Origin of the sequence: Agrobacterium sp. B1(2019) (assembly GCF_008274755.1) — a bacterium.
Lineage (GTDB): Bacteria > Pseudomonadota > Alphaproteobacteria > Rhizobiales > Rhizobiaceae > Agrobacterium > Agrobacterium salinitolerans.
Window position 1 is genome coordinate 329,420 of sequence record NZ_VTPB01000002.1, and the last position, 24,412, is coordinate 353,831.

Genomic DNA, 24,412 nt, shown 5'->3' on the forward strand with positions numbered 1-24,412 from the left:
AAGTCCCGGAAAAATAAATGGGTTTTTCCGATTGCTAAAATTTTACAATTAGTACGCGATAACAATGACTTAGATTATTTTCTTTTTTCGGTCGATTTCAGTTGACGCGATCGAAAAGATCGTTAAATGCGCAGTTGCAAATCCGATGCGGCGACCTAAGAGTTGCATGGTCCGCCGAGTAACACGGGATTTGCCAGAGAGATAGCGCGGCCCAGGACGACAACTGTCCCCGCGGTGGAGGTACGTTAGCATCACGTACCAAGCATGCTCCCCGGGGTGGGTTAACCCGGAGAGTGTTTTGCTAAACCACTTCCCTCTCAAGGAGATGCCCGATGCGTACCACCACCAAATAATTTCCTTTCCTAAGACTCTGATCGTCAATCATCGCGGGCGCTATATCGCACCTGCAGGTCTTCGTGTGGAAAGGATAACCCATGCCAGCTCTGTCCTTGGCCCTAACGGCCAATCGCTCAGAGAGCTCCACTGTGAGCTCAATTGACCTCGACCTCACCCGCCGCGTTCAGCGAAGGATAACGCTATATTAGCGTTAACTAACAAGTAATGTTCGCATGGGAACATTCTCCTAGGGCGCGGACTCGTTAAATGATGCAATCCATATCCTTATTGCTGCGAGCTTGAGTGCTGCCAGATAGTTGTCGGCCCGGCGGTCATATCTTGTGGCAAGTCCGCGCATCTGTTTGATACGATTGAAAAAACGCTCGACGTGGTTGCGCTGACGATAGACCCAGCGGCTGAAGCTGAAGGTCTGTTTGCGGTTGGCCTTGGCGGGAATGTTTGCCCAGCATTTCCGTTGCTTGGCAAAGCGACGGATCGCGTCGGTGTCATAAGCCTTGTCCGCAAGAAGCGTCGCACCGGGCCGCAATCCGCTCAGCAACTTTTCCGCCATGGGAGCGTCGGCAGCCTGACCTGCGGTCAGCTCCATACGAACAGGCCGCCCATCGGCATCCACGAGCGCATGGATTTTGGTGGTCAGGCCGCCACGGGAACGTCCCATGCAAGGATCGGCAGAGCCCCCTTTTTAGCGTTGGCACCGTGCTGGTGAACGCGAACGCACGAGCTGTCGATCATCACGATGTCACCCGCATAACGCTTTGACACGGCATCAAGAAGTTGATCCCAGACACCTGCCTTTCGCCAGCGAGAGAAGCGATTGTAGAGCGTCGTTCGCGGGCCATAGCGCTCGGGCACATCGCGCCAGGACGAACCCGTCCTAAACCGCCAAAGGATACCATTGATCACCCGGCGGTCATCAACGCGTTTCACTCCACGGCTCTTGGTGGGAAGCAGCGGCTCGATGACGGCCCATTCTTCGTCGCTCAGTTCGTGACGGCGCATGACGATCTCCCTTCAAGGGGAGTGAATCATAATCCGCTCGCCACATGAACCCCGTTTATGGGGACGCGTCCTAGCTCACGTGTCGCAGCACACAGCCGACACCAACCTCGGAGAGTAACTCATGCGAATATCGAACAAGGTGTGTTTCGCGTCTCACTGAGCTAGGTAATCCCGACAGGACACCTTGGCCAGCGAGATGATCGCAATGAGGTCGAGAACCAGCATGCTCAACAACACAGCTACGCAAAGCCATACTCAGGTTGGCTTCATTTCCGGATCGTTAGTCCAGGTCGCCGCGCTTGGTTATCCCCTATCGAACGCAATCCTTCCCTACAACTCTGCACCCCTCCCCTTCCTCATACGTCTGTAGCCGCAACCGCAGCGACAGGCCTGTCATCGGTCGACCTCGAAGACCGACGGCGTGTTCAATTCTGTAGCCGAAAGGCTGACGGAGCGATCCCGCATGGGAAAGGACGAAGCATGGAAGTCGAAATTCCGCTCGCTATCCAGATTCTTCATGAGCGCCGTAAGGGCCGCGACATTCTAGCCGTCCCGTATGTGCGCACGACAAATTTCGCGTCACCAAGTGATAACGGCAATGGAGGTGACGGTCGTCGTCGCGGGCGCTCGTATCCGGTCATCGTAGAAGGCGACCGTGACATCTCGCTTAAAAACAAACCTGACAGTGTCCCCGTAGAAGAACGGATGAGCATCGTTAGTAACCGCATCACTATGCCATTCGGTGATAGCGGCACCAGCCATCGTCTCGAAAGCCAACTGGAAGCCGGCCTGCTGACGCTGCTCGCATGCAATCCGCGAGTTGTCCGTGTACGGACACAGTTCGGACCGCTGCCTTTCACGCATCGTGGGAAATTACACCACCACTACGCCGACATCTGCGCAGACTTCGACAACAATTGTCGGACGCTCTATCTCGTCCGTGCGGAAGGTAACCTGCGCGATCTCAAGACCACCCACGAATTGCTGACCAAGCAATGCGTCGGAAAGTTCGCGCATCGCATCCACATCTACACTGAGCGTCAAATCAACAAGCCCGCGGTCTTGCACGCCGAGGAACGCCTGCGAGCACGCAAGCTTCAGAACGAAGCGACCAACCAACGGCTAGTGGAAAAGCTTCGGATGATGGGAGGTACGGCGATGCTCTTCGACCTCTTCTCCGAACTCTATCCGGCGGTCACCTTCGCCGACAGCTGGACCGCCGTATGGGGACTTATCGACGACAACGAGCTTCAGCACGACCACCCGCATGCTGAAGAGGTGATCATGACACGCCTCTCCCGCGTAACTCTCGTAAAGGCATCTAAATGACGAAGAAAGAGAAAAATCCCAAAAAGGTAACCTACACAGAAATCGGGACCGATGATCGTCTCGAGTTCTTTGGACGCTCGTATCGTTTTGACGAGCGACTGGAAGATGGGGTGGTCATCAAGTCTGATGACGATCGCCCGCAAAATACGGTGGTGCTAACCTGGATGGAAATCCGGGAGCACATCCACCTAGATCAATTGGTCATTGAGCGAGGTTACTTCTCGAAAGAGAACGCCATCAAGCGTGCCGCCAAACGGTCGCTCGATAAATTACGCGCGGATGTGGCACTCAAAACGGTAGCCGTACGCCAATTCCTTGAAGAGCTTGAGGAGGGAACGCTGACGAAGTCTGACGACGACATCAAGAAGTTCCTCCGCAAATTCCGCTTGGAGAACGCGGCGTTGATCGAGAAGGCTGACGATGCCCGGAAAACACGCGGCAACAAAAAGCGTGGGATCGTTTCTGTCCGTCAGTTCCGTCGCTGGCTAAAGGTTTTCCAGAACGGTAACCGTTTGGATGGCAGCCTTGTGTGGAAACATCGAGGACGCGTAGCATTTGGCAGCAAGTTCACCGCGGACGAACTGAAGTATTTCGGCGTCTACATCAATGAGTTTTTGAACGAAAACGTGCCTAGCATGTGGGCCGCGTTCTCAAAGATGGAACGCGACCATACGCGCAATAAGGAGCCAGGCCGACTTTGCTCTTATGGCACTTTCCGCCGGATGGTGGCGGCGACGGACGAGTTCGCCGTAAAACTTGCCCGAGATAAAGACCATCACCTCACAACCCGTCGGCACGCCATTAGCCGGAAAGGCCTTCAGCCGCGTTACCCACTCCACATTGTGGAGATGGATGAGCAGAACCTCGACCTGATGGTGATTTGCGAAATGTTCGGTTTCTGGGAATTTCTCGCCCCCGAAATCCAGGCTGAGATCGAGAAAATTCGCCGCGTTTGGATTTGCATCGCTCTCGACGCCTACTCACGTTCTATCCTCGGAATGAGGATTCTTGCTGGCGCACCTTGTGCAGCGGAATCCATTGCCACCTTGGCGATGGCTGTTCGTGACAAAGAGTACACAACGGCGCTTTCCCAGGAAATCGTTGAATGGCCCCAGTGTGGCATCCCCGACCGGGTACACACTGATGCTGGAGCGGGCTTCGCAAACGACGAGTTCCCTCTCGTCGTGCAGGCTCTCACTGGCAAGCATGCGATTCCTCCAAGCAAACATCCCCATCTTCGCAGCCGCGTCGAGCGGTTCTTCAAGTCATTGAGTACCCGCTACATGCACTTCTTCTCGGGTCAGACGTTCGAGAACATCCTGCTGAAAGGACAGTACAAGCCAGAGAAGCACGCTCACATCACCCGCGAGATGCTGTGTGAACTCCTCGTTCAGCTCATCGTCATTTGCTATCACAACACGCCCCATCGATCCCTTAGCGGCGAGACGCCGCTTGAGCGCTGGTATCGTGGCTCCCAGCAGGAGCGCGGGGTATCTCCTCCGCCGACCGTGGAGCAATACCGCGACATCTTCGGCATCCGACTTCTTCGCATCGTCGGACGGCACGGCATCACAATCCTCGGCAACGTCTACGCGTCAAAAGAACTCGATGATCTCGCGATGCACAAACTCAATAGCGAAGTGGAAGTACGAATGAACGACCGCGACATGTCCGCTATCTCTTTCAAAGACCCTCGTGATGGCGAGTGGTATGACGCATACGCCACCTTCGAAGGCTTTAAAGGTGTATCGGTGCCCGAATGGATGGAAACGGTGATCTACATCCGCGAAAAATTTGGCCACAACGCGCCTGGCAAGGAGCGCGCACGTCGGATCGTCGCTGACACGCTAGCGGCTGTTGAGAAGACCGCTAACGCAACGCGGTTGGCTCACGAGATTGGTAGCCCTCTGATTTCAGAGAAGACGATCAAAATGTTCGAACGCAAGAACATGATGAACTGGCAGTGGTCCAAACACCTCTACGTCGACTTTGCTGATCCGTCCCAGCGCCCAGTTTCGGAAGGCACCGTCGAACCAGTCGTTAGCGCCTCGGAGGATGACCATATGAACCCAACTGGTACCTTTGACGCAGGGGTTTTGGAAGAGCCGAACGAGACGCGCACAGCGCATAATGTTCCTCGTAAAACCAAAACGCAAAAGGCAACAAAATCAAAGTCTCTCCGCCCTGCCGAGAATGAAGACGAAGATGACGAACTCGACATCAACCTAGTCACGCTACGTGTCGAAACGAAGGAGTAATACTATGACTTCGCAGGCCCCCAAAACCATGCTTGAGTTTCTGCGTTCGACTATGGACCCGGTACAACGCTCACGTAGCGAACTGCTTGCTAAGCTGGAGAACTTCTATGTTGCGACAAAGACGGATGAAAAATTCAGCCATGAGTTCAACATCATGATTTCAGAGATCGCCGCAGGTAACATGCCGGAAGGGTATGCGATTGCGGTGCCGGGTAAATCCGGCAGCGGGAAAAGCACCATGATCCGCCACCGGCTGAAATCACACCCCGGCCTCCAGCCCTATGTTGACCAGTATGGCAACACGAAGCAGGCTTGTCTCTGGGTAAAAACACCCGCTGGATGTTCGATGAAGTCACTCGGCGAACATGCCCTCAAGGCTGCGGGTTACCCAGGCGGCACGCTCAAAAACGAAACAGCTATCTGGGACAAGCTGCGCGATGCCCTGATGGTTAAAGAGTACAAGATCGTCTTCTTTGATGAGTTCCAGCACGTTCTCCACGCTACGACGAGCAAGTCGAAGGAGCATCCGGCCAATCAGGTCAAAGCGATCATGCAATCTGACACTTGGCCGGTTTGGCTGATTATGAGTGGCGTGGACGACATGATGAATATCATTGAGGCCGACCCCCATCAGCAGACATCTCGCCGAACGCGTGTCGTAGAAATGGAGCAGCTAACGGAGAATGAAATCACGTTCGTAGCGTCGGTAATGATTGAACTGGCATCTACTGTCGGATTCACCATTTCGTTCAAACCCACGAAGAAGTTTATCATGCGGTTGATGCATGGAGGATTGCAGCGGTTTGGAATGGTAGTGCAGTTGATGAAGCTCGCTATCCAGTGCGCCATCTTCGACGACAAAACCTCACACCACAAAGTCATCAATCATGATCACTTTGCAGAAGGGTATCGACGGCTCAGCAACTGCGACAACAGCACGAACGTCTTCCTCGCCGAAGATTGGTTCAAGATTGTTCGAGAAGTTGATGCGAACGGAAGGCTGACAACAACACTCGTTGATTGATCCCGCTGCCGACACGGGAAGCCCTTCGAGTTATAGCAAGAGAAATCCTACACATGCTCCAAGTGCCACTCTTCCGAGATGAAATCCTCATGGGGTACCTTTCCCGTTTGGCGAAAGCCAACCGCATGGGTGCTCTCGATTATTTCTGCAAATCGTACGAAATGTCATTCCACGGTCTTAACCACGGCAAATCTGATACCATCGAAATGCTCTCATCTTTGGTTGGCTTGCCAAGTGAGCAGCTGTTGCACCATGCTACGACGGTTTCTGGTTATCGTTCGGTGACCATGTTCGGGCAGACTTTTGAACAGGCTTTGCTGCTTCGTAATACATTGCGTTTCTGCCCCAAATGCTTTGAGGCCGACGAACTGGAAGATAGTCGTATCCCTGGAACACGTCGCTATCGCCGGGCGTTGTGGCTTGTGAAGGCGTATCGCACCTGCCATGTCCACGGCTGCGAACTTCTCGAACTTCCGGGGCGCAAAACGAACCCCTCGTTTGACTTCTGCGTGGAACTAGACGCCGAGCATAAGGAAATTCAGCGACTGTCTTCTGGGGCTTCCGAACGTCCCGCCGGCCCGGTCGACTTGTTCATTCGTGATAGGTTCTATGGCGATGCGTCCCACGGGCCGCTAATCGACAAACTTGAGACTGCGGTAGTACTCAATATCAGCCGCGTGCTGGGCGTGGCCATGGTTCACGGCAGAGACCAGACGCTGGAGCAGTTATCGCAATGCGCGATCTGCGACGCCACTGATATTGGCTATAACGTGTTGGCTGGAGGTATGGATCAGTTTCACGATGCTCTCGACCGCATTTCAGCAGGTGCGGCGGCAGGCGCGTTTCTTCGCTACGGTCGCTTCTACACCCATATCCGGCAAAGTCAGCACAAAGATAGCTATCAACATATCTCCGAACTGTTCCAAGCCCATGTGGCTGACAGATATCCTCTTCCCGCGTCGGTAACGAAGTTTGCTCGTACAAACGAGGAAAAATGGACGACGGTTGCTCACATCGCGGATGTGACCGGGTTGTCCTCACCTGTGATTAGACGTCGCCTGGTCGATGCGAAGATCAACACGAAAGCGATCCCCGTCAAAGCGCTGTCGCTATTCGAAAGAATGTCCGGTGGTACGATCCAATATCGCCAAGCGGCAAGTATCCTGAGATGCAGGCCGATGTTTGTTAGCCAACTTGTGGCCGGCGGCGTCTTGCGTCGTCTCGACTTCGATCAAATCGGTCACCGAGGAAGACATAACACCCGTTTGCTCTCAACGGTCGAGGTGAATGAACTGCACAACACGATCCACAACGTCGCCACCAGCGCGCTTGAGCAAAATATGCTATCGATCAAAGAAGCTTCCGAGCGAATGGGAATCCACCGGGTCAGTCTGCTTGCAAAAATCGCCAAAGGCGAACTCAAGCGCGTAGCACTCAGTGGGCGGCCCTTGCTTGTCGATGACGTAATGGTCGATCCATCTGAACTAATGAGCACCAAATTTTCGGACACTCACGTCGTCAACACCGAAGCCGTTGGCATTCTCGAAATTTCCCAAATTAGTCTTCGGGCCCTTCAAAACAATCATTTGATTGGCTTTGACGAAGTGAGCTCTGACAACGGTGCGGTCGTCTATCGCGTGACATCGCGAGCCGAACTTGTCGAATTCCGCAAACGCTACGTCACCGTAAACCAGCTCATCAAAGCGACCGGGCTAAGCCAGCGGCAGGTCCGCTATATGATTAGAACGAATGGGGTGCCGCCGGCCATCTCAACTGCGAAGGGTGGCTGCGCTTTCTACGATCGCGCGCAGATTGAACTACTGATTGACGCTGCTTCGCTGGTGTCGAATGCGGCTGGAGATATCGATTTTTCTTGATTATGTTTCCGGAGAGAACGCTCAGATAAGGAGGGGAGCGAAACGCCGGCGTCTCCGTTGTTCTTTCCAAGAGCTCCCGATTTGTACATCAAATGATAGGGGCCACCACAAAGTTTTTGCGATAAAACGCTCAACTTTAAAGGTTTTAACCAACTACCGAAGGAGGCATCACCTCGCAAGGTTTTCCGGCATTAGGTAGCAAAGACCACCAAAAGCGTCTTACACCTTTGTATTGAAACAGAAAAAGCATTCCATAATGCCGCAGACATTGATCGGCCAGTGACAACGTCGCGAGGTAGCTGTCATTGCGCTTCGTCCGCAAAGCGCGCCATTAGCGGTCAATGCATAGTATGGATTTTGATAGTCGTTGGCGACGTGTTTTTGCTTCGCAAAAGTCAGACGCAAAACCGATTCAAAAAATCGAATTGCGCGACGCCTCGACGGCGAAGTAGGATGGACAGTGGACATTCCGGTGTTGGGGAGATTGTATGACAGGACGGATCGAGGCTCTGATGCCTTCACCGCAGCCAGACCAGATCGCAGAGCTGGAAGGCTTGGTTCGCCGCATTGTCGATGACGTCGAAGGCGGTCGGGACTGTGATGCGCTGATCGCGCTGATCGACGCGGAGGCCGGCTCGCCCGGATACACCCGTGACACCTTCGCCGAGCTTCACGGCTGGACGAGCCCTCGGGAATTCGCGGAGCTTGTCGCCCTGGGGCGATCCCCCTCGGTGTCCGACCTGACCGAGCAGGAAATCGCCGAGTGTCTGCGCCTGTTGAGCGGCGGAGACGAGATGAAAACCCAATTCTGTCTCGGCGCTCTTGAGAACAGCTTCCCACACATCCCCGTCAGCGACATGATCTTCCACCCGAAAGAGGAGCTACCGACCGAGGAATTGGCAGTGGAAATTTTTCGACGCGGGCAGGCATCCGGTCCCATCCTGCTCTGACCGGCCAGCAGTCGAATGTCCGCTGAGGACCGGAAGCAGTCGCGGGTCGCACGAATCGCCGTGAAGGTCTTTCGACCTCTCGTCGATATTAACCATTTATGCCTCCTTCGATCGACTCCCGCGGAAAGTCCAGGTATGAACTTGGGTCATGTTCAGGATGATACGCATACAGCTCTGATCTCCCCGCGGCCTTCGGTCGCCGATCCGCCGTGCCTGCTGTCGACCTCTGGAAGCCTGAACATGACCCTCATCGCCATCACTACCCCTGTCCATCGTCCGCACGCTGCAGTGTTGGCCGTCAGTGCCTTGGGCGGGGGCTTGGAAATACGCCCGGCCTTCCTCCGGATGGCGGAGGGGTTGAGCCATGGCGAACCCCGAAGGCACGCCCAAGGGCCAGCATTTCCTGCTCTCGCCAGATTGCCGAACGCTGACGGTGCTCGATCTCGCCAAGATGCGGGACACGACTGCCTACAACTGGTTTAAGCGCCTGCGCTGGCACGAGACGGAGGGCGAGCCTTACTGCCCCAACTGCGGAACGTTGCGCCGCCACACGATGAGCCGCAATCGCTTCAAATGCACCGAGAAGACCTGCAAGGCGGTGTTCAGCGTCACCTCAGGCACGGTGTTTCATGCACGTAAGCTGAGCTTCAAAAAGATGCTTATCGCGATCTGGTTCTCGGCGAACTCGGTGAAGGGCAAGGCGGCGCTCCGGCTCTCGCGTGAAATCGGCGTTCAATACAAGACGGCTTGGGTGCTCCTCATGAAGCTGCGCGAGGCCATCGCGTGGCGCAGGGAGGAGATGGTACTCGATGGCCAGGTCGAGATTGACGGCAAGTACGCTGGCGGCCACATCCGCCCTGAAAATAAGGCTGAGGATCGCATCGACCGCCGCCTCAGGAAGTACCAGAACATGAAGCGTCTGTGCGCTCTTGCGATCCGCCAGCGCGGACTGGGAGGCCAGACGTTCACCCGGATCATCCGAGACGAAGACAGTAACGCAGCCTGGGCGGCCGTCCGGGATCACGTGTCGCGGGAGGCAACGGTCTTCGCGGACGAGCATGGCAGCTATAACGATCTGGCTGGCCTCAACGATCTGCAACGCGTCAACCACTCAAAGGCCTATCAGACCGACGATGGCACGAACACCAACCAGGTCGAGAGTTTCTTCTCGCGGGTCCAACGGGCCTATGTCGGCATCCACCATCGGTTTTCGTTGAAATACTTCGACTGGTACGTGGCCGAGCTCGCATGGCGCGAGGATTGCCGACACGTGAGCAATCGCAGTCATACGCTCCAGGTGCTGGGCCAGGCACTGTCTCGCCCGACGTCACGCTATCTGTGTGGGTACTGGCAGGGCAACAAGCCGCCGGACCTGATCTGGGAAGGCTAAGCGGCGACCTCCCACAGAACGTTACGACCGTCGAACTGGCCGGACTGCCGAACGCGTCCCGCAGTCGTCAGTTGGGTAAGGACCGCGGACAGACGGTGTGCGATGTCGGAGAGGTTTGCTGGCTCGCTCGCGATGCCAAGCTTGGAAGCGAACTTCGCGGCGCAGTCGGTCACCGAAATCGGTTCTCCTGCTTCGCGGTGGGCCTCCAAGACCGCTTGGCGCTTGTTTACGCCGTTCATGGCCGCTTTCACCGCCGACGATAACGGCTTGGCCTTTCGAGAGCGGTTACCCTGTTCAGGTGCCGTCAGCGCCGATCTCTGATAGTCGGGCTCGTAGCTCAGGATGACGCGGTCCAGCGCTCTCATCAGTTCTTGAATGTCTACCCGCTCCCTTTCAAGCTGCTGCAGCCTGTCAGTCAAGGCGGCTCGCTTCTGCTTCAACTCATACGCCACATTCATTCGGGGCTCCGTTTTCACCGGAAACCAGGGTAGTCGGGATGCAATTTCAGGTCTGGTGGTTTTTGCTACCTAATGCCGAGGTTTTCGGTAACAAATTACCACTAAACGATTTATCGGAGGTGCAAATGGGCACATACGATTTAAATCTGAAGAACATTTTCGATTCAGACGGAACCGAAATAATTGCAAACCTGTTTGGTAAAAAAGTCGTCAACCAACAAAGCACCGACTTGTTGTTAGGCGTTCCGCGGTTTGCTGACGACTGGTACGAACTCGACGACGGTCGTTTTCTTCACCTAGAATTTCAATCCACCAATCACCCGGCGATGGGCTGGCGTATGATCAATTACCGAACAGCGATGGCGTTCGCAAAAAGCAAATGGACCAAGCCGTTCGAACTTCGTCAAATCGTAATTTACTTCGGCGACGGTCCCTTGCGCATGAAGAGAAAGTTTTCTGAATACGGTCTGTCTTCCAGCTACGAGGTCTACGATATAAGGGAACTGCCACATCCGCATTTTGACATTCACAACCAAAAATTTAACGTCAATTTAATGACGTTATTAGGTGAGACGGCAGTTTCACCGCCAAGGTGGCTCGAAATGATCTCACTGTCTTGTCGTTTGCGCGACAAGACAGTGAGATCATCGAGACTAATCAAACTCGAAGCTCTCGCAGGACTACGCGGTCCAGTATTTCAGAGTCTGATCGCAAAGGAGATTGAGAAATTGGCGCTGGAACTTAATATCGAGCACACTACCCTCGCTCGAAATATTTACGATGCTGGAAGACGCAATGCATGGATCGAAGTCCTATTGGAAGACCACAGCGAAGGGATTCCAAACCTCAGCGAACACCTAGAGAAACTCGACGTCGCGCAAGTGAAGTTCGTCTTGGACCAAGTTAGAGTGGGCCATGACCTCTGGGACGCCTACAATGATGCGGAACGAGGTAATGCTGTTGTCACACCAAAGCCTAAAGTCTGAAAGTTGGACGCCAGCAGGATCGTGATTTTGCGTCATGCCTTTTAACAGCTCGAGGGTTGGTGTGCGCTTTGACGTTCCGAGGTGATGGTGTCCTATTTTCGCCCCGAAACGCTCTAGGCGCTCCGAGACGAAAATTGAGAAAGCGGATGCGCTACGGAAAGGATTGCTCCCGTCGGGGCTGACTTGCCCGAGTGGCCAGAATTTGACGCAAGAGACCGTTGGGAGAGAGTGCACTCGGCATTCGCCTCGCGTTGGGAAATTCGCTCTGGGAACGGAAAGCGTGGCGGAATGGGCCTCCGTCGGAGACCACGCCTACAGCCGTGGTGTGACAGCTCACCAGATCGCCGGAGAAGACTTTAATGGGTACGCCTATGCAGCTCCTTCACTTTCCGACGATCTCGCGCGACTCGGGGAGCGCCAGTTCTATCGTAGACGTCGGCACCTTGCACACCGCATCCCAGCACTCAGGTCGCTTGCAGAACTGCGTTACATTGCTCCGTCCCGCTGCCTGCTTTAGACTATTTTCCACCATGGGAGCCCAAAGGGACAGCAGGTTTTGAAATTCGGGCGAGACTCCCTGTCGCTGCCAGATCACGTTGAGATCGATCTCATCCTTAATACGATCACCCACCAAGGCTACGAGATAAGCAACGATTTGAGCCCTATACCCTGGGAAGTTTCCCTCTCTGACAGCCTTTTGCGCAGCCTTGAAGATTATGGCTTGAGCGATCAACGCTTTGTACCAGTCCTCAGTAGGCGTCCAGTCCTCCTCTTCCACGCGATCCAACCAGGCCTGGTAATTGTATTGAGCCCCGTTCGAAACAAGGTGAGGCGCACCGCTCCATGCGTTGATGAACTTCGCAATGTCAGTCTTCGAGAATTTCCGAGCAGGCGGGCAACGACTCTTAAATCTCTTTTTGGCAGCTGTCGAGTTGCCTTCGCGCGAGCGGGCGACGTTATATTGTCCACGAGTTCGCTCGAAGAACCAAAGACCTCTTTCACCAGGTATCCAAACGCTCCGCGATAGGCGTTCGATTTCAATGTGGAAAGGGCGATTGGCCGAAAAGTCTGCAATCTGCACGATGCTCTGCGTGTTCGCGTAAGACGACAGTTCGCCGACGAACTGAGCTTGGTCGCCCTCGCGGACGACCGTCAACTTCATTATTACCTCTGCCCTCGAAATATCGGTCTTCTCCGCATATTTCACGTGATGTAACGCAGCGAGGGTTTGACCTCCATTTACGATCTGCAGCCCGTGAACGAATATTATCGCGGAGCGGTCCTCGTTGAATTCGACGTCGCGAGCCGTGGCGGACAGACCATTGTTGTAGGCGAGAAAGCGTTCTTGGTTGTTTTTCAACGTACGGCGTATTCCGACGTTCACCTTGTTGCTGCTTCCTAGAAAGGCGCGAACGTTATGCTCCAACAGGGCGACATCGTACTCCTCGTAGAGGTCTGCAAGGAATTCTCCCGGGAGGATGATCAGGGAGCACTCATAACTGGTGTCGTCCACCCGTTTGGATATCTGCGCTAGTGGATTTCCAACGCGATCCACGAAAGGCACACTAACATCGCGGACGGAGCGGTCGGTCAGGCGAGACAAACTCCGGATGTCGAACACCTCGCACTCCACGCTCCGGCCGTCAATTGGATCGAGATCGATCTCCTTTCCGGTAAAAACGCCATCGGTAAACAAGACAATGGTCACGGCTTCGACGTGATCGAAGGATTCAACTATGCGATCTGCAACGGCTCTAGCATCGACGGAGAGTGGACCCGTGCTCGTCTTATTCAAGGCGTCCTTCAAGAAGCGCAATGTCTGGCTAGCGAGAGAAATCAGAGCTGGTCGTTGTGCGGTCCACAGTTCCGTGGCCGACCGATAGTCCATGTTGAAAACGACTAGCCTCTTCCCGTCGTCACTCACCGTGCATCCGCCCACGGTGGACTTGATGTTTCCCTTCATGCCGGCATGAGAGCCGAGTTGCGCGTCGGGCAAACCGCGGGACGGAAGATACTGGTCCAACATCTGCTCAAGATAAATTTCGGGTCGTAGCGGCCGGTCGCTTAGCTTTCGAGCGTCGGCCTCAGTATCCACGCTGGCCGCGAGGTTTTGAAGCGCTGCAAGAAGCTTTGCTTCCGACGAATTTTCCCTCTCGGCGGTCGCGTTCATAGGTCCACCTCTTGGCCGCGGATGCTTTCCTCGATGTAGACGGCGTTCACGGTATAGCGGACGGCTTTACGCTTGGCCCTCTCGCTTCCAGGGAACGCTATGGCAACGCCAACGATCGGCAGGCTACCATCGTAATCTTTCTCATGAGGGAGATATACGAGGAGTAAAGGGTTTAGACCCATGTTTTCACGCACCAAGCAGTTGGACTGCGACGTCGGCTCTCGCAAGGGGGCTCCAGAGAGAGGGTCGGTGGGATCGTACCCTCTAGCGCGGTCCCACGCCACGTCATCGAGATCGATGCCGACATCGCGGTTGGTGACGAGACGCTTTATCCTGTAACCCGAGTTTTGGTTAACCAGGATGTCGGGACGACGGACTCGGCCTGTGATGTCCAGCCCGCCGACTTTGAAGGGCTTACCATCGTCGTCACCGTTAATAACGGCGACATTCCATTTTTTAAGGTCGCCGCTTTCTTCGAGTTGTTCGAGAATGTAGCTCCGCCAAAGCCTGCTATTTGCAAGGCGAGCCGATTTTTCCGTCTCGTAATCCGAGAGGAATTCAAGAATTAGCTTGCTGTGAACGCCTTTCCAAAGCAGCGACTTATCATAGGACCGCACCCGATCACCAGAGGTGTATAAGGGCGATGTCGATTTGCCGGAAACACCGAGGGCCTTGAGAAGGCTTGCCAACGCGTCACGGTTATTTTCGAGCACGGTTTTGTCGAGGCTGAAGCTTTTTGTCTCGCTGACCTTACCTGCATATGTGTCGTAGATGAGGATGTCAGCAGCATGTTTGCGCTTGTTCGCCGCTGTGGCTTTGAGCCGCTCGTGGCTAAGGACTTTGAGTCCATAGTCTATCGGGCGTATCCTCAAACTTTGCATATAGTCGAACTCACGCCTAAGCTCGTCGCTAGCGACCGCGATATGCTCGAAGGCCTCCTCTAGTATCGACGTGGTATAAAGCCTGCAAAGGTCGAGATATCCTGGCCTGTAGCCGAACCAGCGCCCCATTTGCAGAAGCGTGTCGTACATTTCGGTCTGCCGAGCAAAGTAGCTAACCGTCAGCCCTTCGAGCGTCAGTCCACGTGAGAGTTTGTCTCCTCCGACGGCGATGACATCAATCCCCTCGCCTTTGAAGTTCTCGTAGTCCAGTACGTCGCCAGCCTGGCCGTTGATCTCCTTCAGCCGAACCCTATCAGCGATGCTAGCTAGGGTTGGCGCGATTGTTCGCCAATCCGGAATGCGGCCCAAGTCTTGAAGACCTTCTATCCGCAATATGTCCGTCGTTTTCCCGAAGTCTTCGTCAAGTAGTCTGCGAAGCTCGTCCCAGATCGTTCCAGGACCGTCAGATTCATACCTAAGAGCGCGCCTGGTTTTCGCGAGGAATTCGTCAATCTGGTCGAATACCAGCTTTTGAAGTCTCGTGAAGCGCGTTACGTGGACAAGCATCGAGTTGTGTTCAGTGACCTGCCCTCGCAGCTTTCTGATCGCGCAGGCTAACAAAAACGAAAGGATCGCGCGTCTCAGCGTCGATGGAAAACCATCGCTCGTCACGTCAGCCGGCTCGTGTATCTGCTTGTGCCGAGCGGGCATCCACTTCGCGAGTTGTAGTTTGTCATTATCCGTTCCGTCGATTACCCGAACCAACGCATTGCCATGAGACAGCCCATCGTCACGCTCTAGGCCGAACGCTCGCGTTGCACCAAAGTAGTTGCTCGGCGGGTGCAAATTGACGATGAAGTTTCTGGGAAATAGGTCTTTATCTTCTTTGTCCGTAAGGCCTTTAAAGTGGATGAAAATGTTGGCAAACGGCGTCGCGGTATATCCCACGTATGCTTTCTGCTCGAACAAACGCAAGATTTGCCGAATGGCGCTGTTGATCGCCGTCGGTTCGAAATTTCGGTCGGGCTGCATGTCGTTGCCAAACGACTGTCCGTGAGTATCGACGGAAGCATGATCGCTTTCGTCGTCGATGATCAGAAGAGGGACGCCTCTGATGTGGTTTGCGGGAACCTCGTCATTGGTGCCCGCGAGGAAATTGCGAACGTTTTGCAGGTTCCTCGCGTTCTTCTTGACCACCAAAAGGATTGGTGGACCCGAATTCAAAGGTAGATCGAGCTGCCGTGCGATCGTTTTGTTAAAGTCGCCTCGCAATGAGCGGGTCGTTGCAGATATTGCCTCCGCACTTGGATCGATAAGACCTACGCCAATTGCTTCACGAGTATCACTCCGCCTACCGAGGAACCCTTCGTCAAGACGAATCTGCGTCTGCATCCGCAAGCTTTCATGCACACCGGCAAGTACGATGATGACCTTGTAGCCAGCATCTGCCGCCTTGCATACGAGGGACGTGTAGTTTGTCGTCTTGCCTGACTGCACTTCGCCCACCACGAGACCCCGCCGATCCCATGCTCCTGCTTTCTGCGGATCGCCGAGGAGACCGAGTACCAGATCGGTATCGGCGTCAGATTGCGTCACAACCGTTTTGGGGAGCGAATGAAGAAGATACTTCTCGTATCGCGGCCAGTACTTCCACGATGAACGGTCTGTTCCAGGAAGCCAGGGCTCAGCCGAGCTATCATCGACAAGCACCGAAGCGGGGCCCACGAATACTTTGAACTTTTCTACGAGATCGGCAGCGAGTTGCTCGGCGTCGATTCCTCCGCCGAATACGCTCGAAGCCGACACCGCTTGGGATTTGATGATTTCCGCGGTCAGTTCTTGGCCGTCGCGCAAAACGTTCCCGATGAGAATTTGGGCCACTGCAAGCGCGGCGTCATACTGTTCTGCCATTTCACGTCTCCGTTGCGCGCGCTTCGGCCGCGCCGGCTTCGGCGAGGTCAGGTCGGCTGGCAAACTGGGGTAATTCAAGAAGTCGCATAAGAGCCTCGGCGTTTGAGACGCCGCCGCTTCTCTTGAGAGTGTAAAAAATTGTCTTCGCAAGCTGAATCAGAGATTGTTCTTCTGGAGACAGCGGTGTCGGTTGCGGCGTCGCCGCGGTCGCCGGCTGCATCGGCGCTGTGTTGTCAAGGAGATCGAGAAGCAATTTGAGGGACGCGCGAGATGCTTCCGTCGTCTCCGCCAGCGCCTGCCTCACAAGGGGATGTCGACGATTGATGGTGAACCGCGAGGCCGTGCCTACGTCTTTGCGTTTCCAAAGTCCGTCTCCGCCGACCAAAATCTTCGAGGACTTGCTTTCGGCCGCGGAGATAGAACGCCCCATCCTCCGTACGTGGTCGGCAAGTTGCACTAGGCGGGGGCGAAAAGCGGCGGGCGGTCGCGCCGTCGACTTCATTAAATCGAGACCCCAGTCAAGGTCAGCTGCATTGGAGATATCAAGCGAAATACGGACGTTTTTAAAGGCGGCGTCCTGTTTCCATTCTTGAGTCCCCTTACTGAGACCCAACCAGCCACCGCCCAGGACCAGACGGTCACCGCGATAGAGATAGAAACCCTGGGCGGGTATCCAACCTTTGGGACCTCCTGCGGACTTGAACTCCTCGTCGGTGAGGAAGCGTTTCGAGGGTAGGGCATGTCCCTCAAAAATCACCATCCGGTTGTTTGGTCCTCTGATGTATTCAACGCGCGTCGAGGATCGTTGCGGATGCCCGGCCATCAACGGGTCCCACGGCCGTACCTCACTTCCGTTTATCTTGATCTTCAACGTTCTTCTTTCTAGGAAACGGTGGAACGTCATGGACAGGTGTCCATCGACCTCACTGACGGCTTGCCAAAAGAGGTCGCTAGAAGCCAAGGTCCCGGAATTGTTCAACGTATCCAAGCATTCCCACAATACTACCGTTCCGCTTGTGTACCGCGCGATGGTATCCAGCCTTTCGTCAGAGCCAGGCTTGGCGTCTTCCAATACCTCCCACTGGTCGGTCGAAAGAATGTGGTCCAAATCAATACGCCGCGTAGCGGGCGGCCTGCCTATCGTCTTTGACCGCACCGTGATGCACCGGCATTGGGACCAGCTTGCGAACTTGAGGCCGAGACCAAAACGACCTAAATCACCGGGTTGCCGTTCCTTGCTTGGGTCACGTCCAAAGCGAACCGCCTCCTGCAGTGCCGACTCGACCATGCCACCACCGTCGTCGCTGACTCTGATATACGAGAGCTCTCCGTTCCAGAAGAACGACACTTGAACTTCCGTCGCACCGGCGGACACGCTGTTGTCCACCAAATCAGCGACTGCTGTCTTCAGGCTATATCCCAGATTCCGCAATGACGGAGCGATCTCACTTGGATAAGGGGTAACATCGTGTGCGTTCATGCTTCCCAAGACCAAGTTCCGTCCGGTAGATTTGAAAAGGATTGACACAGGAATCAGCTGCCACGACTCTACAACCGGTGAGCTGCAAGGTGATTCTAGTCAGCATCGTATTGGTGGCAATTTGTGATTGGAAGCGGAATGATTGGCATCGACTTGTTTTCAGGAGCCGGCGGCATGTCCCTTGGTGCTGAAATGGCTGGTCTTAAAACAAAGCTTGCGATTGACTTCGATGCATCTGCCTTTGCCAGCTACGCCTACAATCATCCAGATACCTTCGTCTTGCAGGCTGACGTGCAGAGCCTGTTGAACATTTCCGTTCCATTCGACAGCCGCGATATAGTGGTCTTCGGCGGGCCACCGTGCCAGGGCTTCTCCACATCAAATCAGAAGACACGGTCTGTCGAAAACGACAAGAATTGGCTCTATAAGTCGTTCATCAACTTCGTGAAACGTATCAGACCTGGTTGGGTAATTTTTGAAAATGTCCGAGGAATCCTCGAGACCGAGGGCGGGATGTTCGCCGAGCAGGTAGAGGCAGACATTAGAGGATTAGGGTATGGCACGACCAAGGGGCTGCTCAACGCGGCCGAATTCGGCGTGCCACAGGTTCGATCGAGGTTTTTCCTTATCGGCCGTTTCGGCGAGGAAGCGCCCGCGCTCCCCTCGCCGCCGCCGGGAACTGCGCTTGTGAGCGTCGATGAAGCGATTGCCGACTTGCCTGAGCTTGTAAACGGGGCAAGTGTTTCCCGCCTTCCCTATCGCGCGCCTGCCGTGTCAACCTACTCCCGGTTGATGCGGCACGGAGCTCTCGAAAGCGAAAACAATATCGTGTCTCGAAACTCTGACTATGTGGTGTCGCGTTACCGCTACATCCCCCAAGGAGGCAATTGGGCGGATATACCAGAAGAGATGATGACCAACTATCAGGATCGCACGCGTTGCCACACAGGAATCTACCGACGTCTCCGTCCGGATGCGCCGTCGGTTGTCATTGGGAATTTCCGAAAGAACATGCTGATCCATCCCCATCAAGACCGGGGATTATCCGTCAGAGAAGCAGCCCGTCTTCAGTCCTTCCCTGATAGCTTCGTCTTCAAGGGTTCAATCGGATTTCAACAACAGCAAGTCGGGAACGCAGTCCCACCTCTTCTGGCAAAGAGCATTTTCGAGACGGTCCTAAAGGCTCATCGCAATGAACCCCAAGACATCGCAGCTTGAATCTACCCCAACAGGCTACAGCGAATGCTATCTGGCATTCATCGACGTCTTGGGATTTTCAAGCATCATCTCGAAAACGGCGTTGGAACCCAAGCTTATCACTGCGGTACATGAGGCTCTGGACGGAATCACTCGGCGGGCGAAACTTGCGAGATCGCCAGAGATCGGCATTCAGATCACCAGTTTCTCAGACAACGTCGTGATTTCGATACCCGTCTCTCCTGCGGGCTTGTTTCACATCATGGGCTTGATAAACAATTTCAGCCAAGAGCTACTCAGTCTGGGCATGCTTTTTCGGGGTGCTATTGTCAGAGGATTCATCCTCCATACAGCCGAGGTTATTTTCGGCCCCGCTCTAGTCGAGGCTTATCAACTAGAAACCAACATCAGCTTGCATCCTCGCGTTATGCTTAGTGACAATGTGATGGCCGACGCAAAGGCATACGTCGTACAATCAAAAGATCGGAACATGCTCCTTCAACGGTTGGTAAGAGAGGACGCCTACGACGTCCCTTATCTAAATCTGTTTGCTGACTGGAACGACGACAATGACGCTTGGAAGCCAGAGGCGATCGCAAAACTGAATGTTCTGAGGGCCATCATCGAGCGGGGACTTTCAGAAAACAAAAGGCGTCCGTCCATTGCGGAGAAGTATCGTTGGATGGCACGCAGGCTAGACGCGTTCATACTTGAGAAACGACTAGGGTCTCATGTGCCGACGATCGGCTAAGGAAATTAAGTTTTGCCGGAAGCAAAGTTAACCTACGATACTGGTCTACCGTGCATAATTCTGATCATAGACCGAAGCATTATATGAATATGTCCCACGGCCGAAACTTGTACAAAGCTGTCAACATCCAATCGGGCCGAAGGAGCTTCAGTCCGCCATTCGCAGGCTACCGATCATAGGCTAACCTACGAATATTGGAGGATTGCCGCGCTCATCAATCGTGTAAGGTGAGCCACCGACAAGCCTGCCGTAAACGCCGAGCGGGTTCAGTGCATCACGTGCAACCATGCAGTTGGATCAAACTTCTCTGTCAGGTCAATAGAGGGCGTAGCGTTCGGCCCGAAAAAAATACGAAGCCCCAGAGGATCAACTCCGGGGCTACGATTCTAGTAGCAATAGAACGCTGCAAGGAACGGGTTATTCCGCTCATCATTCTCTCCCTCATTCGCGAGAAGAGCCTTGAACGATTGCGGGTGAGTTTCGATCAAACGCTGAAGAACTTCGGCATCGAAGGCTCCCATGGGTTCGCCGTCAGGACCATCCAAGTCCCACACCGGTAGCGTTTCTTCCCAGATCACATCGACGTAACGGCCCGACCAGTCACCATCGGGCGCATCTTCGAAGGTTAGTGATCCGCTCTTCCGCACTGTGACGATGTCGCCAAGGTCGCCCGGACGCTGCTCCAGCCATTCTTTCACCTGATCATAGATTTCGTCAGGTCCACCCACGAAGCTGACATGGAAGCGATCCTCGTTTCCATGCTCAAAGATATTTACTTCGGAAGCTGAAGCTACCGTGTGAATACTCCGACCGCCAATGTCTTCTTGTCGACCAGTTCTGTTGAGATCGAGATTCGGCATGATGTCTCCTTGTTTGCCGTTAACCATCGTCGTCTTCGACGACGTATGGAATCGGCTAAAGAGACTTCTTCTGACTGAGAAGCCAGAATAGTGCGACCGGCAAGGATATCTTCGTCCAAGCCGTGAAGGGCATCAAATGCAACCGACTGGTCAAACGCCGGGATATGATTTCGGGTCTGATGCACATACTGCATAGCTCATATCCTCCTTCTCTGCGACGCTGCCCGGTTACCAATGTTGTTCATACTTGAGCACATCGGAAGGACGCCTGCAAGCAAGAAATTTAAGCAAACCTTTGTAATTGTTGACAATTCAGATGCTCCAAAATGGGACAGCCAACATATTCCTTGGTTTAGCTGCCACTTTAGATTTTCGCTAACCGTACTCCAGTCTGACGAGAATATCCCGCCGAGCTAAGGCGAGTTGGCGGATACATACTTTCTTGAAAGGCTGTGTCGACCAGCACTTTAAGTGCAGCACCCTTACCGCCCGGGCGACCACAGAGGCGCTGCCGAGCAAGTTGGTCTTGCGCGAGCTAGATGGAGTATTCGAGTTGCAGCCAACAATGTGGCGCGACAGCGCCGGAGCCACGGCACCCTGTTAGGAGCTGTAGGGTTTTGATGGGCGAGCTTTGAGCCGCTCACCCGCACCAACCCGCGCGATCGCATTCTCCAGGAACATCTCCACGTCAAACAGATTAGCAGAGCCCAGTATTAAGGGATCACCCACCAGTCCAAAGTAGGCTAATCCATCGTCCACAGATCGATCCGCGTCAATCCAGCCGCTCGCTATCCTCGCTGTACCCTCTGACCAGTCGCTAACATGACCTGATCGACCTGCGACAAGCGTGATAAAAGCCCCGTTCTTGCCTTCGTACCTCTGCTTAAAAACAATGACACCCTCTACGAAGATTTCATGCATCTCATCGAGATAGGGGCTAGTTCCTTCACAGCAGCGAATCAAAAATGCGTTGTCTTCAATTCCCAAGTCCGAAAACGAAATCTCACGGCCTTCATCAATCATTTCGGGAAGGTCGTCTAAATCATATTGGATTGCACCTGCTGCGGTCCAATTCCTGATCACTTCAGCGTACAACCGGGAGCGTGCCGCTTCCTCTTCAAAATGATCAAGCTTTAGTCGATTGGAACCTTGGGGTTCACTTGAGCATGGATCGTCCATTGGTTCTACTCCTTGATTTCAATTTAGAAACAATCACCGCTCGCCACGCAAGGGACAACTCGCGGAGCCGCTGTTGGATTCGCGCCTAGCCGTGACTGACAGGTCGAGTTTTGGAGAGTGCTAACGAGCGAAAGCTTAAAAAATCCAGCCACATCCAGCAGTTATTATTTTTTGAAATCAATACTTTACGGGTTTTGGCCATTTCAAGCTGACTCCCCGGTCAAAATGACGTGCAAAAAATACCCGGATTCAAGTATTTCCCCGGTCATTTTGCGTGACTCCGCACAATTATCGGCGGGCAACGGCCGACCCGATGGCCATAGAGCAGAAACAAAAAACCCCGGCTTTTGGGCCGGGGTTTGACATCAGCAGCGAGGGCCGTCTCAGGCCGAGAGCCTGCGCCCGCTTGCCACCAGCAGGCCGGCAGCCCCTTCGAGCCAGCCCGCTTTGAGTTCCAGCGCCAGAAAACGGCTGCGCTCGAACGGACCGGGCATGATAAGGTGCTGCGCCTTGTCGGCGAAAAAGCCGAAGCGCTCGTAATAAGGGGCGTCGCCAACCAGAAGGATAGCGCCGTGACCACGCTTAGTGGCCTCGGAGATGGCAGCACGCATCAGTGCCGAGCCAATGCCCTTGCCCTCATGGGCCGCATCGACGGCAAGCGGACCGAGAAGCAACGCCTCGACAGGACGGCCTTCGCGGGAGATGCCGGCTTCGACGTTCCATAGGCGCACCGTAGCGATGACATGGCCGTCCTCATCACGAGCAACGAGAGCAAGGCCTTCGGCCGGAACGCGGCCGGCGCGCAGCTTTTCGGAAGACTTGCGGCGGCGGCCTGCGCCCATGGCGCGGTCCAGCAGGTTCTCACGGGCGACGACGTCGCCCGGATTTTCCTGATCGATATGAAATGTCTGCGGTGTGAAAAATGCCCGTACCGAATTCAAAAGAGCGGCCATCCTTGGCCTCCCGTCACACTACCGCCCACACGCGGCCCTTGATGAAAAATTGGTGGAGCCGTTCCGGCCCGCCGACACGCTTTCCTCGGCTGGAAGAGGTGCAGCAAGCAGGGATTTGCGCATCAGCACAATCGGCAGGGCCGGAACGGAAGCTTGGTCGAGACGCCGCCCTTTTCAGCGGACGGCGCTCGGACTTTTTGACCTGCGCATCGGGTTTTCCGAAAACCGCGTTACACTTTTCGGCCCGATGCTTAGATGACGTAGGCCTTCAGCGGTTCGAAGCCGTTGAAGGCGACCGCCGAATAGGTGGTCGTGTAAGCGCCCGTGCCTTCGATCAGAACTTCGTCGCCGATGGTCAGCGAGACCGGCAGCGGGTACATGTTCTTTTCATACAGCACATCGGCGCTGTCGCAGGTCGGGCCGGCAAGAACGCAGGGCTCCATCTCGTCCTGATCGCGCTCGGTGCGGATCGGGTAACGGATCGCCTCGTCCATCGTCTCGGCGAGACCGCCGAATTTGCCGATGTCGAGGAACACCCAGCGGTGGTTGTCATTGTCGGACTTCTTCGAGACAAGAACGACTTCCGCCTTGATGACGCCGGCATTGCCCACCATGCCACGGCCCGGCTCGATGATCGTCTTCGGGATCTGGTTGCCGAAGTGCTTGCGCAGCGCCGTGTCGATCGCCTGGCCGTATTCTTCGGCAGCCGGGACGTCGCGCAGATACTTGGTCGGGAAACCGCCGCCCATGTTGACCATCTGCAGGTGGATGCCCTGCTTGGCGAGCGACGCGAAGACGCGCTTGGCATCGGCCAGCGCCGCATCCCATGCGTCGAGATTCATCATCTGCGAACCGACGTGGAAGGATACGCCGTAAGATTCGAGGCCGAGCTGGTGTGCATAGACGAGAACGTCGACAGCCATCTGCGGCACGCAGCCGAACTTGCGCGACAGCGGCCATTCCGCACCTTCGCCGTCCGTCAGCACGCGGCAGAAGACGCGCGCGCCGGGAGCGGCGCGGGCGACCTTCTCGACTTCCTCATGGCTGTCCACGGCGAAGAGATCGATGCCGAGCGCATGGGCGCGTGCAACATCGCGTTCCTTCTTGATGGTGTTGCCGAAGGAGATCCGGTCGGCCGTCGCACCGGCATCGAGCGCCATCTGGATTTCAGCCACGGAGGCGCAATCGAAGTTGGAGCCGAGCGAAGCGAGCAGCTTCAGGATTTCGGGAGCCGGGTTTGCCTTGACGGCATAATAGATGGCGCTGTTCGGCAGGGAATGCCGGAAAGCGTTGAAATTGTCGCGCACGACGTCGAGATCAACCACGAGGCAAGGGCCTTCGGGACGTCGGGTCTTGATGAAGTCGAGAATGCGTGCAGTCGTCATCGATGTATTCCCTGTTA

Annotated in this window: 18 protein-coding genes; 9 read left to right on the top strand and 9 right to left on the bottom strand. The window is 54.8% G+C overall.

What is annotated here, in order from left to right; genetic code table 11:
* Positions 1 to 583: 583 nt before the first annotated feature.
* Positions 584 to 1,362 (bottom strand): IS5 family transposase gene (locus AGR1_RS16380; protein WP_246666603.1). Its coding sequence is split into 2 segments (ribosomal slippage): positions 584 to 1,033 and positions 1,036 to 1,362, totalling 777 coding nucleotides; the frame shifts between segments, so codons are not numbered across the junction.
* Between the two features lie 474 nt (positions 1,363 to 1,836).
* Between AGR1_RS16380 and AGR1_RS16385 the strand changes: the two genes are divergently transcribed.
* The 6 genes from AGR1_RS16385 (at position 1,837) to AGR1_RS16410 (ending at position 10,184) form a co-directional block, all read left to right on the top strand.
* Entirely contained in the window at positions 1,837 to 2,685 is an 849-nt protein-coding gene (locus AGR1_RS16385) for a hypothetical protein (protein ID WP_149147582.1), read from the top strand.
* A complete protein-coding gene (locus AGR1_RS16390; protein WP_149147583.1) occupies positions 2,682 to 4,943 on the top strand; it encodes a Mu transposase C-terminal domain-containing protein in 2,262 nt (753 codons plus the stop codon). The genes AGR1_RS16385 and AGR1_RS16390 overlap by 4 nt, the downstream gene beginning before the upstream one ends.
* Before the next feature lie 4 nt (positions 4,944 to 4,947).
* Complete coding sequence (locus AGR1_RS16395; RefSeq protein ID WP_149147584.1) at positions 4,948 to 5,967, top strand: TniB family NTP-binding protein; 1,020 nt, start codon at positions 4,948 to 4,950, stop codon at positions 5,965 to 5,967.
* Between the two features lie 53 nt (positions 5,968 to 6,020).
* Positions 6,021 to 7,844, top strand: coding sequence for a TniQ family protein (locus tag AGR1_RS16400; RefSeq protein WP_149147585.1), 1,824 nt, complete (start codon positions 6,021 to 6,023; stop codon positions 7,842 to 7,844).
* A gap of 488 nt (positions 7,845 to 8,332) precedes the next feature.
* Positions 8,333 to 8,794, top strand: a complete 462-nt coding sequence (locus AGR1_RS16405; protein ID WP_149147586.1) for a hypothetical protein — start codon at positions 8,333 to 8,335, stop codon at positions 8,792 to 8,794.
* A 364-nt stretch (positions 8,795 to 9,158) separates the two neighbouring features.
* Positions 9,159 to 10,184 (top strand): IS1595 family transposase, encoded by a 1,026-nt coding sequence (locus tag AGR1_RS16410; RefSeq protein WP_149147587.1) that lies wholly within the window; start codon positions 9,159 to 9,161, stop codon positions 10,182 to 10,184.
* On the opposite strand, the gene AGR1_RS16415 is transcribed toward AGR1_RS16410, so the two are convergent.
* Positions 10,181 to 10,642: a hypothetical protein gene (locus tag AGR1_RS16415; RefSeq protein WP_149147588.1), complete on the bottom strand. Its 462-nt coding sequence runs from the start codon at positions 10,640 to 10,642 to the stop codon at positions 10,181 to 10,183. The genes AGR1_RS16410 and AGR1_RS16415 overlap by 4 nt on opposite strands.
* Before the next feature lie 38 nt (positions 10,643 to 10,680).
* Between AGR1_RS16415 and AGR1_RS16420 the strand changes: the two genes are divergently transcribed.
* Entirely contained in the window at positions 10,681 to 11,628 is a 948-nt protein-coding gene (locus AGR1_RS16420; RefSeq protein ID WP_149147589.1) for a hypothetical protein, read from the top strand.
* 382 nt (positions 11,629 to 12,010) lie between these two features.
* Here the strand turns inward: AGR1_RS16420 and AGR1_RS16425 are convergent, their stop codons facing one another.
* Genes AGR1_RS16425 through AGR1_RS16435 form a run of 3 tightly spaced genes read right to left on the bottom strand, consistent with a single transcriptional unit; the run spans position 12,011 to position 18,070 of the window.
* On the bottom strand, positions 12,011 to 13,798 hold the full coding sequence (locus tag AGR1_RS16425; RefSeq protein WP_149147590.1) for an AIPR family protein: 1,788 nt from the start codon (positions 13,796 to 13,798) through the stop codon (positions 12,011 to 12,013).
* Positions 13,795 to 16,590, bottom strand: a complete 2,796-nt coding sequence (locus AGR1_RS16430; protein ID WP_149147591.1) for a Z1 domain-containing protein — start codon at positions 16,588 to 16,590, stop codon at positions 13,795 to 13,797. The genes AGR1_RS16425 and AGR1_RS16430 overlap by 4 nt, the downstream gene beginning before the upstream one ends.
* A 1-nt stretch (position 16,591) precedes the next feature.
* Entirely contained in the window at positions 16,592 to 18,070 is a 1,479-nt protein-coding gene (locus AGR1_RS16435; protein WP_149147592.1) for an ATP-binding protein, read from the bottom strand.
* 138 nt (positions 18,071 to 18,208) lie between these two features.
* On the opposite strand from AGR1_RS16435, the gene AGR1_RS16440 reads away from it, so the two are divergent.
* Positions 18,209 to 19,288, top strand: a complete 1,080-nt coding sequence (locus AGR1_RS16440) for a DNA cytosine methyltransferase (RefSeq protein WP_149147593.1) — start codon at positions 18,209 to 18,211, stop codon at positions 19,286 to 19,288.
* A complete protein-coding gene (locus tag AGR1_RS16445; protein WP_080837205.1) occupies positions 19,263 to 20,018 on the top strand; it encodes a hypothetical protein in 756 nt (251 codons plus the stop codon). The genes AGR1_RS16440 and AGR1_RS16445 overlap by 26 nt, the downstream gene beginning before the upstream one ends.
* Before the next feature lie 386 nt (positions 20,019 to 20,404).
* Here the strand turns inward: AGR1_RS16445 and AGR1_RS16450 are convergent, their stop codons facing one another.
* The 4 genes from AGR1_RS16450 to odc2 all read right to left on the bottom strand — a co-directional run bounded on the left by AGR1_RS16450 (position 20,405) and on the right by odc2 (position 24,395).
* The gene (locus tag AGR1_RS16450; RefSeq protein ID WP_149147594.1) at positions 20,405 to 20,878 is read right to left on the bottom strand and encodes a hypothetical protein; all 474 of its coding nucleotides are present in this window, start codon (positions 20,876 to 20,878) and stop codon (positions 20,405 to 20,407) included.
* Between the two features lie 600 nt (positions 20,879 to 21,478).
* The gene (locus tag AGR1_RS16455) at positions 21,479 to 22,057 is read right to left on the bottom strand and encodes a hypothetical protein (RefSeq protein ID WP_149147595.1); all 579 of its coding nucleotides are present in this window, start codon (positions 22,055 to 22,057) and stop codon (positions 21,479 to 21,481) included.
* Between the two features lie 383 nt (positions 22,058 to 22,440).
* Positions 22,441 to 23,010 carry an N-acetyltransferase gene (locus AGR1_RS16460; RefSeq protein ID WP_080796131.1) on the bottom strand — a complete coding sequence of 190 codons (570 nt, stop codon included), beginning with the start codon at positions 23,008 to 23,010 and terminating at the stop codon, positions 22,441 to 22,443.
* A gap of 251 nt (positions 23,011 to 23,261) precedes the next feature.
* Positions 23,262 to 24,395, bottom strand: a complete 1,134-nt coding sequence (odc2, locus tag AGR1_RS16465; RefSeq protein ID WP_080796126.1) for an ornithine/lysine decarboxylase — start codon at positions 24,393 to 24,395, stop codon at positions 23,262 to 23,264.
* Positions 24,396 to 24,412 lie beyond the last annotated feature (17 nt).

Coding starts and splice junctions, on each gene's coding strand:
- AGR1_RS16385 (WP_149147582.1), top strand. CDS start 1,837: ATGGAAGTCGAAATTCCGCTCGCTATCCAGATTCTTCATGAGCGCCGT.
- AGR1_RS16390 (WP_149147583.1), top strand. CDS start 2,682: ATGACGAAGAAAGAGAAAAATCCCAAAAAGGTAACCTACACAGAAATC.
- AGR1_RS16395 (WP_149147584.1), top strand. CDS start 4,948: ATGACTTCGCAGGCCCCCAAAACCATGCTTGAGTTTCTGCGTTCGACT.
- AGR1_RS16400 (WP_149147585.1), top strand. CDS start 6,021: ATGCTCCAAGTGCCACTCTTCCGAGATGAAATCCTCATGGGGTACCTT.
- AGR1_RS16405 (WP_149147586.1), top strand. CDS start 8,333: ATGACAGGACGGATCGAGGCTCTGATGCCTTCACCGCAGCCAGACCAG.
- AGR1_RS16410 (WP_149147587.1), top strand. CDS start 9,159: ATGGCGAACCCCGAAGGCACGCCCAAGGGCCAGCATTTCCTGCTCTCG.
- AGR1_RS16415 (WP_149147588.1), bottom strand. CDS start 10,642: ATGAATGTGGCGTATGAGTTGAAGCAGAAGCGAGCCGCCTTGACTGAC.
- AGR1_RS16420 (WP_149147589.1), top strand. CDS start 10,681: ATGCAATTTCAGGTCTGGTGGTTTTTGCTACCTAATGCCGAGGTTTTC.
- AGR1_RS16425 (WP_149147590.1), bottom strand. CDS start 13,798: ATGAACGCGACCGCCGAGAGGGAAAATTCGTCGGAAGCAAAGCTTCTT.
- AGR1_RS16430 (WP_149147591.1), bottom strand. CDS start 16,590: ATGGCAGAACAGTATGACGCCGCGCTTGCAGTGGCCCAAATTCTCATC.
- AGR1_RS16435 (WP_149147592.1), bottom strand. CDS start 18,070: ATGAACGCACACGATGTTACCCCTTATCCAAGTGAGATCGCTCCGTCA.
- AGR1_RS16440 (WP_149147593.1), top strand. CDS start 18,209: ATGATTGGCATCGACTTGTTTTCAGGAGCCGGCGGCATGTCCCTTGGT.
- AGR1_RS16445 (WP_080837205.1), top strand. CDS start 19,263: ATGAACCCCAAGACATCGCAGCTTGAATCTACCCCAACAGGCTACAGC.
- AGR1_RS16450 (WP_149147594.1), bottom strand. CDS start 20,878: ATGCCGAATCTCGATCTCAACAGAACTGGTCGACAAGAAGACATTGGC.
- AGR1_RS16455 (WP_149147595.1), bottom strand. CDS start 22,057: ATGGACGATCCATGCTCAAGTGAACCCCAAGGTTCCAATCGACTAAAG.
- AGR1_RS16460 (WP_080796131.1), bottom strand. CDS start 23,010: ATGGCCGCTCTTTTGAATTCGGTACGGGCATTTTTCACACCGCAGACA.
- odc2 (WP_080796126.1), bottom strand. CDS start 24,395: ATGACGACTGCACGCATTCTCGACTTCATCAAGACCCGACGTCCCGAA.